Source organism: Acrocarpospora corrugata (assembly GCF_009687845.1).
Taxonomy (GTDB): Bacteria; Actinomycetota; Actinomycetes; order Streptosporangiales; family Streptosporangiaceae; genus Acrocarpospora; species Acrocarpospora corrugata.
In genome coordinates, this window is the sequence record NZ_BLAD01000053.1 from 81,322 (window position 1) to 96,541 (window position 15,220).

At 69.7% G+C, this 15,220-nt stretch carries 14 protein-coding genes and 1 pseudogene; 6 read left to right on the forward strand and 9 right to left on the reverse strand.

Translation table 11 applies throughout. The features are described from left to right. Positions 1 to 55 precede the first annotated feature (55 nt). Both Acor_RS19340 and Acor_RS19345 read right to left on the reverse strand, forming a co-directional pair. Positions 56 to 4,339, reverse strand: coding sequence for a bifunctional nitrate reductase/sulfite reductase flavoprotein subunit alpha (locus Acor_RS19340; protein WP_155338084.1), 4,284 nt, complete (start codon positions 4,337 to 4,339; stop codon positions 56 to 58). Between the two features lie 120 nt (positions 4,340 to 4,459). Further along, the gene (locus tag Acor_RS19345) at positions 4,460 to 5,047 is read right to left on the reverse strand and encodes a PadR family transcriptional regulator (protein WP_170316997.1); all 588 of its coding nucleotides are present in this window, start codon (positions 5,045 to 5,047) and stop codon (positions 4,460 to 4,462) included. 54 nt (positions 5,048 to 5,101) lie between these two features. Here Acor_RS19345 and Acor_RS19350 point away from each other — a divergent pair, with 54 nt between their 5' ends. Continuing rightward, positions 5,102 to 5,377 (forward strand): hypothetical protein, encoded by a 276-nt coding sequence (locus Acor_RS19350; RefSeq protein WP_155338086.1) that lies wholly within the window; start codon positions 5,102 to 5,104, stop codon positions 5,375 to 5,377. Position 5,378: 1 nt separating this feature from the next. On the opposite strand, the gene leuA is transcribed toward Acor_RS19350, so the two are convergent. Beyond that, entirely contained in the window at positions 5,379 to 7,091 is a 1,713-nt protein-coding gene (leuA, locus tag Acor_RS19355) for a 2-isopropylmalate synthase (RefSeq protein WP_155338087.1), read from the reverse strand. Positions 7,092 to 7,307: 216 nt separating this feature from the next. Here leuA and Acor_RS19360 point away from each other — a divergent pair, with 216 nt between their 5' ends. After that, positions 7,308 to 7,553, forward strand: coding sequence for a DUF2630 family protein (locus Acor_RS19360; protein WP_155338088.1), 246 nt, complete (start codon positions 7,308 to 7,310; stop codon positions 7,551 to 7,553). 43 nt (positions 7,554 to 7,596) lie between these two features. Beyond that, positions 7,597 to 8,553: a GNAT family N-acetyltransferase gene (locus tag Acor_RS19365; RefSeq protein ID WP_155338089.1), complete on the forward strand. Its 957-nt coding sequence runs from the start codon at positions 7,597 to 7,599 to the stop codon at positions 8,551 to 8,553. A 191-nt stretch (positions 8,554 to 8,744) separates the two neighbouring features. On the opposite strand, the gene Acor_RS19370 is transcribed toward Acor_RS19365, so the two are convergent. Continuing rightward, complete coding sequence (locus Acor_RS19370; RefSeq protein WP_155338090.1) at positions 8,745 to 9,080, reverse strand: hypothetical protein; 336 nt, start codon at positions 9,078 to 9,080, stop codon at positions 8,745 to 8,747. Between the two features lie 53 nt (positions 9,081 to 9,133). After that, the gene (locus Acor_RS19375; protein WP_170316998.1) at positions 9,134 to 9,937 is read right to left on the reverse strand and encodes a helix-turn-helix domain-containing protein; all 804 of its coding nucleotides are present in this window, start codon (positions 9,935 to 9,937) and stop codon (positions 9,134 to 9,136) included. A 214-nt stretch (positions 9,938 to 10,151) separates the two neighbouring features. Here Acor_RS19375 and Acor_RS19380 point away from each other — a divergent pair, with 214 nt between their 5' ends. The 3 genes and pseudogenes from Acor_RS19380 (at position 10,152) to Acor_RS42930 (ending at position 11,811) form a co-directional block, all read left to right on the forward strand. Further along, positions 10,152 to 10,340, forward strand: coding sequence for a hypothetical protein (locus Acor_RS19380; RefSeq protein WP_155338092.1), 189 nt, complete (start codon positions 10,152 to 10,154; stop codon positions 10,338 to 10,340). 90 nt (positions 10,341 to 10,430) lie between these two features. Next, positions 10,431 to 10,829: pseudogene (locus tag Acor_RS46325) on the forward strand (lantibiotic dehydratase); the annotation flags it as partial. A 37-nt stretch (positions 10,830 to 10,866) separates the two neighbouring features. Further along, entirely contained in the window at positions 10,867 to 11,811 is a 945-nt protein-coding gene (locus tag Acor_RS42930) for a class I SAM-dependent methyltransferase (protein ID WP_246238777.1), read from the forward strand. Positions 11,812 to 11,821: 10 nt separating this feature from the next. Here the strand turns inward: Acor_RS42930 and urtE are convergent, their stop codons facing one another. The 4 genes from urtE to urtB are packed head-to-tail and all read right to left on the reverse strand — an operon-like array spanning position 11,822 to position 15,204. Beyond that, the gene (gene urtE, locus Acor_RS19395) at positions 11,822 to 12,511 is read right to left on the reverse strand and encodes an urea ABC transporter ATP-binding subunit UrtE (protein ID WP_155338095.1); all 690 of its coding nucleotides are present in this window, start codon (positions 12,509 to 12,511) and stop codon (positions 11,822 to 11,824) included. After that, positions 12,498 to 13,259, reverse strand: coding sequence for an urea ABC transporter ATP-binding protein UrtD (urtD, locus tag Acor_RS19400; RefSeq protein ID WP_155338096.1), 762 nt, complete (start codon positions 13,257 to 13,259; stop codon positions 12,498 to 12,500). The genes urtE and urtD overlap by 14 nt, the downstream gene beginning before the upstream one ends. Then, a complete protein-coding gene (gene urtC / locus Acor_RS19405) occupies positions 13,256 to 14,341 on the reverse strand; it encodes an urea ABC transporter permease subunit UrtC (RefSeq protein ID WP_155338097.1) in 1,086 nt (361 codons plus the stop codon). The genes urtD and urtC overlap by 4 nt, the downstream gene beginning before the upstream one ends. Further along, positions 14,338 to 15,204, reverse strand: coding sequence for an urea ABC transporter permease subunit UrtB (urtB, locus tag Acor_RS19410; RefSeq protein WP_155338098.1), 867 nt, complete (start codon positions 15,202 to 15,204; stop codon positions 14,338 to 14,340). Before urtB ends, urtC begins: the two co-directional genes overlap by 4 nt. Between the last annotated feature and the right edge of the window lie 16 nt (positions 15,205 to 15,220).

Here is a 15,220-nt window from a genome sequence, read left to right on the forward strand (position 1 = left end):
TTGCCGGCGATCACGGTCATGAGCTGCGATAACTCGGAGACGGGCCGATAGGTCCTCAGTAGACGTCGCGGACGTATCTTCTGGTCGCCGCGAGTTGCTTGACGTATGCGGCGGCGTTGTCGGTGGAGAGGTCGCCGTGGGTGGCGACGATCTCGCGGAGGGTGTGGTCGACGTCCTTGGCCATCCGGGTGGCGTCGCCGCAGACGTAGAGGTGCGCGCCGTCCTCCAGCCAGGACCAGAGCTGGGCGCCCTTCTCGCGCATGCGGTCCTGGACATAGATCTTGGTGCGCTGGTCGCGGGAGAAGGCCAGGTCGAGGCGGGTGAGGAAGCCGTCCGCGTGCAGGGCGGTCAGGTCCTCCTCGAAGTAGAAGTCGGTGGCCCGGCGCTGTTCGCCGAAGAAGAGCCAGTTGGGGCCCTGGTGGCCGAGGGCGCGGCGTTCGTCGAGGAAGCCGAGGAAGGGGGCGAGGCCGGTGCCGGGACCGATCATCACCATGGGGGTGGCGGGGTCGGCTGGGGGGCGGAAGTAGGTGGTGGGCTGGACGTACAGGGGGATGGGGGTTTGCTGAGCCTGGGTGAGGTAGGCGGAGCAGACGCCCTGGCGGGCGGTGCCCTTGGGGTTGTCGAAGCGGATGACCGAGACCATCAGCCGGATTTCGTCCGGGTCGGCGAGCGGGCTGGAGGCGATCGAGTACTGGCGTGGCTGGAGCCGCTTGAGGAGCTTCACCCACTCCTCGGGGGTGGCCCGGACGGCCAGGTCGGCGATGACGTCGACGGCTTGGCGGCCCCAGGTCCATTTGGCGAGTTCGCCTTCGTTGCCGGGTCTGAGAGCTTTGACGAGGTCGCGGTCCTGGGTGCGTTCCGCGGCGAACCTGAGCAGATCGGGTATGATCTTGGTGATGTCGAGGTGCCGTGTCAGCGCTTCGCCCAGGGAGATCTGCCCCGCGTCGGGCAGCTCGACCGTGGCGTCGGCACGCAGGCGAGCCACCTTGAGCCACTCCGCGACGAGCGCCTCGTCGTTGACGGGGATCACGACCAGGGCGTCTCCCGCCCGGTACGGCAGCCGCCCCTCGGTGCCGAACACGAACTGCCGGACTTCCTTGGCCGATCCCGGGCGGCTGAGCAGGCGGTTGCCCACCAGCGGCGCGTAGAAGGGTGATTTGCGGCTCGGTGCGGGGGTCAACGGCCGGGCGAGTGCCGTGATCATGCCATCCAGCCAGTTGTGTGCCCGCTCCTCATCGCCCGGCTCGCAGTCCACCCTGGGCGCGAGCCGCTCCGCGCCGAGTTCCCCCAGGCGCTGGTCCAGCCGGCGGCCGTGCCCGCAGAACGCCTCGTAACTGGAATCACCGAAGGCCAGCACCGCGAACCGGATCCCGTCGAGGCGGGCGGCGTCCGGCCGGGCCAGCTCCTCCCAGAACCCGGTGCCGTTGTCGGGGGGTTCGCCGTCGCCGAACGTACTGGAGATCACCAGCACATCGGCGTCCCGGGGCAGCCCGGCGGCCTGATCCATACCGACCAGCCGGGCCGCCCGCCCTGACTCGGCCAGCCGCTGGGCGCTCGCGGCGGCGAACTCCTCCGCGTTGCCCGTCTGGGATGCCCAGAGAACGACGACCTCACGGACAGACGACTGCACGGCAGCCGTGTCGCGAGACGCCTGCATAGGAGCCGTGTCGCGAGGCGCCTGCTCAGAAGCTGTGTCGCGCGAGGGCTGCGCGAGGGCAATGTCGCCATACGGCTCCACGGAAGCCGCCTCGCGGGAGAACACGCCTGCCAGAACGCCGTTGATCCACAGTGCGTGGCCCGGGTCGATTGGCGCGTGCTCCGGCAGGATCGGCGTCCCCGCTCCCCCGGTCTGCGCCAGCCCGGTCAGGAACCCGGAGAGGTAGCGCCGCTCTTTGTCGGAGAGCGGCGGCGGGGCTGAATCAGGGATCCCGAAAAGGTCCGCGAGGACAGCGACCTCGCGACCGACCTGCCTCGGAGCGAAGTCCGAAGCAGGTACCTCGGAAGAGGCCTGCTTCCGAACCTTGTCGGCGTGGACCGGTGCCCCCACCGCGGCGCTCTCGGCAGGAACCTGGGTGCGCTGCGCGACATCGCCGGCGTAGAGATCAGGGACGCTCTCGACGGAGGCATCCGAGCGTCTCGCCGCATCGTCGGCAGAGGGATCGGTGCGCTTCGGGGCGTGTTCGGCGGGGACCTTGGTCAGGGAGACCGCGCAGACCTTCAGTTCTGGCTGGAAGGAGATGGGGTCGACCGCGTCGTTGGTGACGGCGTTGACGCTGAGGTACTCGCCGAACAGGTCGTTCCAGTGGAACGGCGCGAAGCAGGTGCCGGGGAGGACCCGGTCGGTCAGGACGGCGGGGAGTACTGCTCGGCCGCGCCGTGACTCCACCGCGACCAGGTCGCCTTCGGCGATGTCGCCGGCGTCGGCAGGGTTGATTTCGACGAAGGGGCCAGGGTTGAGCTTGTTCAGTTTGGCGATCTTTCCGGTCTTGGTCAGGGTGTGCCACTGGTGCTGCAACCGGCCGGTGTTGAGGACGAACGGGTAGGAGTCGTCGGGGAGTTCGGCGGCGGGCAGATGTGGCCGGGGGAAGAAGACCGCGCGACCGCTTACTGTGGCGAAGGCCAGACGGGGGCGCTCCCCGTCGGGCCGGGTCAGCAGCGCCTGGCTGCCGCCGTCGTTGCGGTAGCGGACGGGATTGCGTCTCTCGCCGCCAGGAAGGCTCGGCCACTGCACGGGCGACTCCCGGAGCCGGGCGTACGTCACTCCGCGCACGTCGTAGCCCGTTTTCGGGTTCCACGCCTGCTTGATCTCCTCGAAGATCTCTTCGGCGTCGCGGTAGGTGAAGGCGTCGGCGAAACCCATCTCGCACGCGACCCTGGCGATGAGCTGCCAGTCCGGCAACGCCTGCCCCGGCGGATCGACGGCCTGCCGCAGCAGCGTCAGATTCCGCTCCGAGTTGATCATCACGCCTTCCGTCTCCGCCCACAACGCCCCCGGCAGGACCACATCCGCGTAGGCGTTAGTCTCGGTGGCGGCGAAGACGTCCTGGGTGACGACGAACTCGGCCGCCTCCAGCCCGGCGATCACGGTCTTGCGGTTGCCGACGCTGGCGACCGGGTTCGTACAGATGATCCAGCAGGCTTTGATCCCGCCCTCGGCCATCCGCTCGAACATCTCGACCGTGCCCCGCCCGACCTCCGTACGCAGCGTCCCGGACGGCAGCCGCCACAGCTCCTCGACGAAACGCCGGTCCTCCGCCACCAGCACCGACCGCTGACCGGGCAGGCCAGGACCCATGTAGCCCATCTCCCGGCCGCCCATCGCGTTGGGCTGCCCGGTGAGCGAGAAGGGACCACTCCCGGTGCGGCAGATCGCGCCGGTCGCCAGATGCAGATTGCACAGCGCGTTGGTGTTCCAGGTGCCGTGGGTGCTCTGGTTGAGGCCCATCGTCCAGCAGCTCATCCACTCCCCGGCCGCGCCGATCCAGTCGGCGGCCCGGCGCAGGTCGTCCTCGGGGATCCCGGTGACGGCGGCGACCGTCGCGGGCGGGTAGTCGCGCAGGAACTCCGGCATCGCCTCCCAGCCCTCGGTGTGCTCGGCGATGAAGTCCCTGTCGATATGACCGTTCTCGACCAGCAGGTGCAGCAGGCCGTTCAGCAGGGCGAGATCCGTACCGGGCCTGATCTGCAGGAACAGGTCGGCTTTCGCGGCGGTGGCAGTGCGCCGGGGATCCACCACGATGAGCTTCGCGCCCGCCTTGACCCGGTCCAGCAGGCGCAGGAACAGGATGGGATGGCAGTCGGCCATGTTCGCGCCGATGACGAAGAACAGGTCCGCGTGGTCGAAGTCGTCGTAGGAGCCCGGCGGCCCGTCCGACCCGAGCGACAGCTTGTAGCCGCTGCCCGCGCTGGCCATGCACAGCCGCGAGTTCGACTCGATCTGGTTCGTCCCGACGAAGCCCTTGGCCAGTTTGTTCGCCAGATACTGGGCTTCCAGCGTCATCTGACCGGACACGTAGAAGGACAGCGCGTCGGGCCCGTGCTCGTCCAGGATCGCCCGCAGCCGCCGAGCCGTCTCCTTGATCGCCTCGTCCACGCCGACTTCGGCCGGCTCCGCGCCCCGATCGGCGCGCACCAGCGCCGCACCGAGCCGCCCCGGCGCGGCGGCCATGTCGGCGCTGGTCGCGCCCTTGGTGCAGAGCCGCCCCGCGTTCGCCGGATGGGCGCGATCGCCGGACACCTTCACCACGCGGCGGCGGCCGGCGGCGTCGGTGTCGACGTCCATGACGATGCCGCAGCCGACGCCGCAGTAGGAGCAGACGGTCCTGACGGGAACGGTCAACGAGTTCTCCAGCGCCGAGGATCCACGCAGGAAACATAAGAACGAGGCGTTACGCGAGTGTCACGCGCGACGGTTCGCGGCGGTTACATGAATTTCACCGCCGTCGCCCGATCGCACCGCTCACCCGTGCGCACCGCCTTGACCTCGGCGTACGCCGCCGGCACCGGGCCCAGCGCCCCACGCCGGAGCATCGTCGCCGGCCGACTCCGTCAGGCGAAGCGCCGCCGCCGCCGTCTCGTACCGCCAGGAGGCGACCGCCAGGTCGAGGCCGTGCGCGGCGTCGCACTGGTCCCGCAGACCGGTGACGATCGGGCGGAGGCGTTCGGCCTGGCTGTCCAGGAGCGGGCGGGTGTCCAGCCCGGCCCGGCCGAGCAGGGTGAGCTTGATGAGGAATTCGGTGCGGATGTCGCGGATGTGGCCGACCGGCCGTACCAGCCAGCCCGTCACCGCGACCCGGCCGGACTCGGTGACCCCCAGCAGCCGTCGTTGCGGTCCGCTGCTGCCCGGCGCGTTGCCGAGCGACTCGGCCAGTCCCAGTTCCAGCAGCCGGTCCAGCGCCCGGTAGACGAGCGGCCGCGGGACCTGCCACACCGTCCCGACCGGCCCGGTGGGCGAGGTGAGCCGGGCGATGGCGAAACCATGCGTGGGCGCCTCGGCCACGATCGCGAGCGCGACCCATTCCGTCAGCGACAGGGCTGGTGATTCCACGACCCCAAGGGTAGGGCGATGGGGACTGATCACAAGCGGTCAAGTAGTCTCATCGTGACTAGATCGGCGTACGGAGGACTCCTCGGTGTTCTGTTGGCGGCCGGCCGGATGACGCCTCCCAACGCGATCTGCCTCGGCGGCCCGTGCCACGGCCTGCTCGTCCACATCGACCAGGACGTCGGCGTACTCCGGATCGACCACCAATCACTGCCGCGCGCCCGCTACCGGGTGACCGCCCGGCGCGTGCACCACCCGTCCGCCGCCCGCGCGTTCATCGTCCTGTCCTGGGCCGATGACCCCGAAGACGAGGCCACCGACCCGGACGACTAGCTCAGCGACCGGCCCGGTTCACGGCCGAGATGATCGCCTTGAGCGACGCGGTCGTGGTGTTGGAGTCGATGCCGACCCCCCAGAGCGCCTGCCCGCCGATCTCGCCCTCCACATAGGAGGCGGCCTTCGCGTCGGTGCCCGCGCTCATCGCGTGCTCGGTGTAGTCGAGCACCCGGACATCCACCCCCACCGAAGCGAGCGCGTCGCAGAACGCCGAGATCGGCCCGTTCCCGCGCCCCTCGATCTCCCGGATCTGCCCGTCCACCCGGACGTCGGCGCTGATCACGTCCTGCCCGTCGGCCGAGGACACGTTCCGGTGCGCGAGCAGCCCGAGCCGCCCCCACGGCTGCTCCGGATTGGGCAGATACTCGTCGGTGAACACCGACCACATCGCCGCCGGGGTCACCTCGCCGCCGAGGGCGTCGGTCCGCGCCTGCACCACCCGGGAGAACTCGATCTGGAGCCGCCGCGGCAGGTCGAGGTGGTGGTCGGCCTTCATGATGTAGGCCACGCCGCCTTTGCCCGACTGGCTGTTGACCCGGATGACCGCCTCGTAGGTCCGCCCGATGTCCTTCGGATCGATCGGCAGGTACGGCACCGCCCAGGTGAACTCGTCCACCGGCACCCCGGCGGCGGCCGCGTCCCGCTCCAGATGATCGAAGCCCTTCTTGATCGCGTCCTGGTGCGACCCGGAGAACGCGGTGTAGACGAGCTCGCCGCCCCACGGGTGGCGCGGGTGCACGGGCAACTGGTTGCAGTACTCGACCACCCGGCGGATCTCATCGATGTCAGAGATGTCGACCTCGGGGTCGATGCCCTGCGAGAACAGGTTCATGCCCAGCGTGACCAGGCACACGTTGCCGGTGCGCTCGCCGTTGCCGAACAGGCAGCCCTCGATCCGGTCGGCGCCCGCCTGGTAGCCGAGCTCGGCGGCGGCCACCGCCGTGCCCCGGTCGTTGTGCGGGTGCAGGGAGAGAATGATCGAGTCCCGGTAGGCCAGGTTGCGGTGCATCCACTCGATCTGGTCGGCGTACACGTTCGGGGTGGCCATCTCGACGGTGGCCGGCAGGTTGATGATCACCTTGCGGTCCGGGGTGGGCTGCCATACGTCGTTGACGGCGTCGCAGACCTGCACCGCGTACTCCAGCTCGGTGCCGGTGAACGACTCCGGCGAGTACTGGAAGTAGATCTCGGTGTCGCCCATGTCCTCGGCGAGCTTCTTGCACAGCTTGGCGCCTTCGACCGCGATAGCGGTGATGCCGTCCTTGTCCTGCCCGAACACGACCCGGCGCTGCAGCGTCGACGTCGAGTTGTACAGGTGCACGATGGCCTGCCTGGCGCCCTTCACCGACTCGAAGGTGCGCTCGATCAGCTCGGGCCGCGCCTGGGTGAGCACCTGGATCACCACGTCGTCGGGCACCCGGCCCTCTTCGATGATCTGCCGGATGAAGTCGAAGTCGGTCTGCGAGGCGGCCGGGAAGCCCACCTCGATCTCCTTGTAACCCATCCGGACCAGCAGCTCGAACATCTTGAGCTTGCGGTGGGCGTCCATCGGGTCGATCAGGGCCTGGTTGCCGTCCCGCAGGTCGACCGCACACCACCGCGGCGCGCGATCGATGACCTGATCGGGCCAGGTGCGGTCAGTCAGGCGGATCGGCTCAAACCGCGGATAGCGCTGGAAAGGCATGGGGCTGCGCTGCTGCTGGGGGTACATGGAGAGTGGCTCCTGGATGTCGGGTTCACCGGAAAGTGGCCGACGCGCATGGCTCGCTCCGCGACGAGGGAGCCGGCCTTACTCCTACAGGCCCTCGCCGCGGCAGCTAAGAAGCAGACCGCGCAGCATGTCTTGCACAGTAGCAGACCCACGGGAGCCCCAGAGACCGCTCGCCCGGGACGTAGAGTGACGGAAAACACGAGAAGGGGGCCAGGCATGCGAGACAACGAGATCCTCTCCAGGATCGGCGAGCTGGTGGAGGAGGAGCGCGAACTGCGCGACCGCCTGGCCGCGGGCGAGGTCTCCAGCAACGAGGAGCGGGCCCGGATCAAGACCCTGGAAGAGTCGCTGGACCAGTGCTGGGACCTGCTGCGCCAGCGCCGCGCCAAACGCCAGGTCGGCGACAACCCCGACAACGCCGAGACCCGCTCGGTGAACGAGGTCGAAGGCTACCGCCAGTAAAATCTGTCGCCCGGGTCCGTCCTGACCGGGTTTGCTGGACTTTATGGATATCGAGCGTCTTGACTACGCCGACCCCGGCGATCGCCTGCACGCGTTCCACGCCATAGCCGCCGCGCATCCGCCCGGCCCCGTCTCGTCCTTCGCCCGATTCGCCGTCGTGGCCCAGTCGGGCTGGGTGGCGGAGCGCAGCGAGACCTACCTCGCCCGGCTCGACGGCCAGGTGGTGGGCGGAGTCACCGTGCGCTTCCCCGGCTCCGAGAACACCCACATCGCGACCTTACCCATCTTCCTCGTCGCCGCCGCCCAGCGCCGGCGCGGCATCGGCAGCGCCCTCCTCGACCACGCCGCCGACCGGGCCCGAGCCGACAACCGCACGATCCTCCTGGCCGAGGGCACCGCTGAGGCTTTCGCCCAGGCCCGCGGCTTCAAGGCCGTCTCCGCCCAGGCCAGGCGCCTCCTCGACCTGACCGCGGTCGACTGGGCCGCCTACCGGGCGGCGGGCGCCGCCCTCGACCCGGCCTACGTGCTCGACCGCTGGCAGGACGCCGCCCCGGACGACCTGGTCGACGACGCCGCCGCCCTGATGTCCGCCATGAACGACGCCCCCGTCGACGACATGGACATCGAGCCCGCCCGCTGGAACGCGGCCCGCATCCGCGCCTTCGAGGCCGGCTGGCGGAGAGGCGAGCAGATCGCCTACACCACGGTCGCCCGGCACCGCGCGACCGGCCGGGCCGTCGGGCTGACCCGCCTGATCGTCGACCACACCCGCGACGGCTGGGCCCGCCAGACCGACACCGCCGTCCTGCGCGACCACCGCGGCCACGGCCTCGGCCTGCAGATGAAGTACGCCAACACCCTCTGGTTCCACGAACGCGAACCCACCACGACCCGGATCGTCACCTGGAACGCCCTCACCAACGCCCCCATGATCGCCATCAACGAACGCATGGGCTACACCGTCATGGACGTCCAGACCGAGTGGCAGCTGCCGCTCTAGACCTGTTTCCCGCGCATCGGTGACCGTCAGCGGAGTTGTCGGGGCTCGGTGCCCAGGAGGGAGTGCCTACATAACGGCCGCGAGGAGGCGATACCCGTCGGGCAGCCAAAGTGCTCGATCGCCTCAGCGGCAGAGTCCGGGATTTACCTCCCATCGGACTGATCTCATAGCACCGCGAGAGCCCTCATGGGCTACATGCCGAGCCAGGAGGTAAAAGCGGCGAGGGAGTCAGTGCGGCGGCGTTCTATGCGCGCGAGCATCCGCAGGGTCTCCCGGACCTGGGGGTGGTAACGGGCTTGCTGCGGGGCCAGCTTCCTGGCGGTGATCAGCGAAGCCAGCGCGGCGTCGCGGTCGCCCACATAGAGGTGGCCGCGGGCGAGGTCGATGTAGTGGTGGGACACCCGGTTGGGGGTGACGCCGGTGAACCCGCCAATGGCGGCTGCGCGTCGTACTGCCTCAGTTCCGTTGCCGAGTTCGACGGCAAGGCCGACCGACCAGATGGCGACGTTGGCGCGGTTCACCGTCATCCGGTAGTGATCGGCGTTGGCGGGAAGGTGACCTGCGGCGCGGGCCGCCTCCGCTAGGTGGAGGTCCGCAGCGGCGGCGTTACCCGCGCCGCGGGCCGCCGCGAGCGCCGACTGCAGGTGCGACCAGCCCCACGCCGCCCACGCCTGCGGCGGGCCCGAGTCGGATGGCTCCCGGTGGCCCGCCGCGCGGCGTCCAGCAACCTGGCTGCCACCTGGCCCCGGTCGACCTGGATCAATTCGGCCGCCCGCAGACTGGTACCGATGACGATCGCGTACGGGTCACCGGAGCGCCCGGCCGCCTGGGCATAACGCTCGGTCATCGACTGAGCCAGGTCCGGGTAGCCGAGGACGCGGGCGACCATGCGTGCGTTTCCCCAGGTCTCGGCGAGCATCGCCTGGATCTCGGGTGCCAGGGTGTCAGCCGCGTTGGCTGCGGCGGTGCGGAGGTCCGCGAGCAGGCTGGGGAGATCGTCGCCGAGCCGGAGAAGCTGGACCCGGTGAGCGAGCTGGCTGGCGGCGGCCACGCGGGCTCGCAGTTCGGCGGCAGGCCGTGGCGCGATCCCATCGTCCGGGATCTCGGACATGGCGACCTCGGCGCGCATCGGCCCAATCGCCGCATGCGCGCGATCTGAGTTCGCCGTGGCGCCTCGGAACGGCTGGCCCTGAAGTTCAGCGGGCGAGGAATTCAGCGCCCGGGCCACGGCCCCGATGAAAGCCGGGGTCGCCGGCACCTGCCCCTGCTCGACGCGGCGCACCAGGCTGAGCGACACGCCAGCCAATCCGGCGAGCCGGGCCTGGGTCAGCCCTCGCAGGCGCCGCAGTTGCGCTGCCCGCTGGCCGACCGATTCATCAGGCATGCCGGTCCTTCCGCCGCGCGGTCGGGTCAGCTTCCACATTACGCACGCCAGGCTCCCGGGCTAACAAATTCCTTGTTACCACGGCGCTGCCGCGTCGACTTACGTTCTGTGCGAGACGAATCACGGCAGGCGAAACCGGGTGCGGAGTACCTGGCCATCGCCAGCCGGGATCGCCTCAGGTCATGGGCCAAACCAGATGGGAAAGGAGAAACCGGTGGCCACGATGATGACGAAGCCGGGAGCGGAGGCAGCGCCGGTCAGTGCACCGAGCCTGGACGAGGACATCGCCGCCTTGTTCAGCCTCGACCCGAAGGCGGAGCCGACCGTCGACCTGGACGGCTACGGCCGTACCGATGGGAACTGCACGGACAACGGCTGCACGAGCACCTGCCAGGGGTGCTGACGCAACGAGGACAGCGACCCGTCAGCCGTTCCCTGGGGCGGATCGTGCGCCGCCTGCCCCGGGGAACGGCCCGGTTAGGAGAAGAAGACCATGACCCGTCGTCTGTTCGACGTCCGGCCACAGGCGCTGGCCCGGATCCCCTTGCTGCCGGTGCCCGCCGGGCAGCCTGAGCCCGGGGCCGGCCCGCTGCTCCAGGAGGCCGTGTTCCTCGCGTCGCGGCAGGCTGGGACAGGCTTTGAGGGACTCGGTGATGGTGGCAGCCGTGGATCGGCGACCTTACGAGGCTATGAGCTGCGGGCACGCTGGCGGCCGGTGCCGAACGGCGCGTTCGCCGCCGCTGCCCTTGCTCGCGTCGGCGGCAAGAGGGTTATGCTGCGGCTCGGCAGCGGGCATCGCGCCCGCAGTGTCCCAAGCGGGGCGTGGCTGACCGCAGTGGCGGGCCAGTTGGCTGCGGATTCTCGTATGTTTGACCTTGTCAGGCTCACAACGAATGATCTCGCCGTCCGCCGCGGTCTCCGCTTCGAGATTGAACGGCCTGCTGCTGCGGACGAGGTCGGGCCCCAGCGAATTCACCGGCCCAGCCGGGCAGGTCACCACTGTCGAGCTGGACCCCGGCATCGCCGCGGAAGCACAGCAGGCGCTTGCCACGGCCGGGTACGGGCACGTGACCGTCGTCGCCGGCGACGGCGAGTACGGCCATCCGCCGAACGCACCCTACGACCGGATCATCGTCACCGCCGGCGCCTGGGAGCTGCCAGCCGCCTGGGCAGACCAACTCGCCCCCGGTGGGCTTCTCGTCGTCCCGCTCAGGATGCGGGGCCTCACTCGCTCGGTCACCTTCGAGCACATGGCAGGCACCTGGCGCAGCCGGTCGATGCATGAGTGCGGTTTCATGCCGATCCGCGGGGTCGGCGCCGTCGCCGAACGCAACATCCCCCTCGCGGACACCGGCGTCACCATCCGCATCGACGACGGCCACCTGGCCGACGCCGACGCTCTGCAGCGCGCGCTGTCCAGCAGCCCCGCGCAGTCATGGACCGGGATCGAAGTCACCGTCACCGGCGAGCTCGACTTCTGGCTCGCCGGACTAGACGGGTTCTTCCGGCTCCTGGCGGGAAGCGGCGCGGTCCAGGGCTCCGGCCTCGTCCCGCCCGCGTTCAATTGGGGAGCCATGGGCCTGCTCACCAGCGATAGCTTCGCCTACCTCACCCGTCGGCCTGGACGACCAGGTCACAGTGAGCTCGGCGCCTGCGGATACGGACCGGAACGCGAGCAGCTCATCAGCACCTACACCGACCGCATCCGCGCATTCAACCGCTCCCAAGAAGGAAAACTCCAGGTCGAAGTCCACCCGCTCACGTATGCGCCGGTCCCCGGCGCCCTCATGCAGATCGAGAAACGCAACTCCCGCGTCATCGTCCTAACCGAAGGCAAGGTAAGCCAGGAAGCCCCTGGCGCCATGTCCATCTAGCTCTGGATGGTCAGACGGCCAGCAGGCGGCGGGCCTCCTCTCCCTGGAGGTCGGCGGCGGTTCCGGCGTGCACGACGCGGCCGGCGTCGAGGATGACGTAGCGGTCGGCCAGGCGGAGGGCGAGGTCGAGGTACTGCTCGACGAGCAGGATGGCGATGCCCGAGGCGTGCAGCCGCTCGATGGCCTCCTCGATCTCGATGATGATGGAGGGCTGGATGCCTTCGGTGGGCTCGTCGAGGATCAGGAGTTTGGGGCGGGTGACCAGGGCGCGGGCGATGGCGAGTTGTTGTTGCTGGCCGCCGGAGAGGAAGCCGGCGCGGCGTTTGAGCAGGGGTTTCAGGCGGGGGAAGACGTCCAGGGCCTCGTCCATGGCGGAGGCGGGGTTGCCGGAGGCGTCCAGGGTGACCTGGAGGTTGGCGTGCACGGTGAGCTGGGGGAAGGTCTCGTGGCCCTGGGGGACGTAGCCCATGCCGAGCCGTACCCGCTCGTGGGGTTTGAGGCGGGTGATGTCGCGGTCCTCGAAGGTGACCGTGCCGGAGGTGCTGGGGATCACGCCCATCAGGGTGTTGAGCAGGGTGGTCTTGCCGACGCCGTTGCGGCCCATCACGCAGACGAGCTGGCCGGCGGCCACCTCCACGGAGACGCCGAACAGGACGCGGGCCCGGCCGTAGCCGGATTCCAGGCGGTCAACTGACAGCATCGTGTGCGGCCTCCTCGCGGGCGCGGCCCAGGTAGACCTCTTGGACGCGGGGATCGGCGCGCACCTCGTCTACCGAGCCTTCGATCAGTACTTTGCCTTCGTGCAGCACGGTCACCTGGGAGGCGTAACGGCGCAGGAACTCCATGTCGTGCTCGATCACGATGACCGTGTGGTCCTTGGCGATCGAGGTGAGCAGTTCGCCGGTGCGGGCCCGCTCGTCGGAGGACATGCCGGCCACCGGCTCGTCCAGCAGGAGCAGGCGCGGGCCCTGGGCGATGAGCATGCCGATCTCCAGCCACTGGCGCTGGCCGTGGGAGAGCACGCCCGCCTTGCGGGTGGCCAGGTCGCCCAGGCCGGTGGTCTCCAGGGCCTGTTCGACGGCGGCGACGACTCCTTTGCGGCGGGCCAGCAGCTGCCAGAGCGGGCGGCGGAACGAGGCGGCCAAGTCCAGGTTCTCCAGGACGGTGAGCTCCTCGAACACCACCGAGGTCTGGAAGGTACGGCCGATGCCCAGCCGCACCCGTTCGTGCTCGCGTTTGCCCGCCAGCGACTTGCCGTCGAAGACGACGGTGCCGGTGGTCGGCTTGGTGAGGCCGGTGATGATGTCGATGAGGGTGGTCTTCCCGGCGCCGTTGGGGCCGATCAGGAAGCGCAGTTCGCCGTTCTGCACGGTGAAGTCCACGCCGTCGATGGCCCGGAAGCCATCGAACACCACAGAAAGGTCGCGAACCTCCAGCAGCGCCGTCATGCCGACGCCTCCTTCCTCAGGCGGCCCCGCAGTGCCGCGGCCACGCCCACGATGCCCTTCGGGGCGAGCGTCATGACCAGGATGAACAGCGCGCCCTGGAGGTAGAGCCAGGCGTCCGGCAGTTCCTCGCTGAAGTAGGTCTTGGCGTAGCCCATCACGACCGCGCCGAGCACGGCCCCGGCCAGCGCGAACCGCCCGCCGACGGCGACGGCCACCACCAGTTCCAGCGACGGCACCACGCCGAGCAGCGCGGGCGAGATGATGCCGACGACCGGCACGAACAGCGCCCCGGCGATGCCGGCCATGACCGCCGAGATGGCGAACGTGATCGTCTTCACGGTGGCCGGGTTGTAGCCGAGGAAACGGACCCGGTCCTCCCCGTCCCGTACGGCCAGCAGCAGCCGCCCGAACCGGCTCCGCACCAGCTGCCAGGCGGCCAGATACAGCACGCCGAGCACAATCGCGACGGTCAGGTAGAGCCCGCGCTGCGTCGACTCGGCCGCCACGTCGTTGCCGAAGAAGTCGAAGAAGTTGGTCAGCCCGTTGGTGCCGCCGGTCAGGCCCTGCTGGCCGACCAGCAGGATGACCATCGCCGCCGCCAGCGCCTGGGTGAGGATCGCGAAGTACGCGCCGCGGACCCGCTGCCGGAACACCAGCGTGCCCAGCAGCACCGCCACCACCAGCGGCACGACCACCACCATGGCCAGCGCGAACACCGGATTGCCGAACGGCGCCCAGAGCGCGGGCAGCTGCTCGACCCCGCTCCACACCATGAAGTCGGGCAGGTCGCCGCCGGCGTCGTTGAGCTTCAGGAACATGCCCATCGCGTAGCCGCCCAGGCCGAAGAAGACGCCCTGGCCGAGGGTGAGCATGCCGCCCTGCCCCCAGGCCAGCCCGATCCCGAGGGCGACGATGGCGTAGCAGAGGTATTTGGCCAGCAGGCCCAGCCGGAAGGGTTCCAGCAGCAGCGGCATGACCACCAGCGCGATGATCGCGACCGCGACGAACACAGCCGGGCCCTTCCACTGGCGTGGCGGCTTCTCGGGGGTGAGCTGGGTCGGCTTCTCCAGAACTGCGGTCATGTGAGTGCCCTTGAACGGAGGACGAACAGGCCCTGCGGACGGAACTGGAGGAACGCGATGATCGCCGCGAACACGATGACCTTGGCGAGGCTGGCGTTGGTCCAGAACTCGGCGTAGGAGTTGAGCAGGCCGAGCGCCGCGGCGGCGATGACCGCGCCGCGCAGCTGGCCGAGCCCGCCGGCGACGACGACCAGGAACGCGTCCACGATGTAGTAGGTGCCGAGCGTCGGCCCGACCGGGCCGATCAGGGTCAGCGCCACCCCGGCGATCCCGGCCAGCCCGGAGCCGATGAAGAAGGTGCGCTGGTCGACCCGCCCGGTGTTGATGCCGCTGGTCGCGGCCAGCTGCCGGTTCTGCATGACGGCCTGCATCCGCCGCCCCTGCGCGCTCCGGTTCATGTAGAGCCAGATGGCGACCACGCTGCCGACCGCCAGGGCCAGGATGAACAGCCGGTTGTACGGCATCGGCCCGATCGCCCCCTGCAGCCAGGTCGGCGACAGCACCTGCACGTTCGGCGCCCCGAACAGGTCACGCGCCAGCTGCTGGAGCACCAGGCTGACGCCCCAGGTGAGCAGCAGCGTGTCCAGCGGCCTGCCGTAGAAGTGCCGGATCGCGGCGCGCTCCAGCACCAGCCCCATCAGCCCGGCCACCACGAACGCGACCGGCAGCGCCACCAGCACCGCGCTGCGCCCCGCGAGGTCCTGGAGGAGGAAAGCCGTGTACGCCCCGGCCATGATGAACTCGCCGTGGGCCATGTTGATCACGCCCATCTGCCCGAACGTGAACGTCAGCCCGAGCGCGATGAGCAGGAGGACCGCGCCGATCGACAGCCCGATCGGCAGCTGGTTGAGGAATCCCTCCACCGTGCCCCTTCCTTAC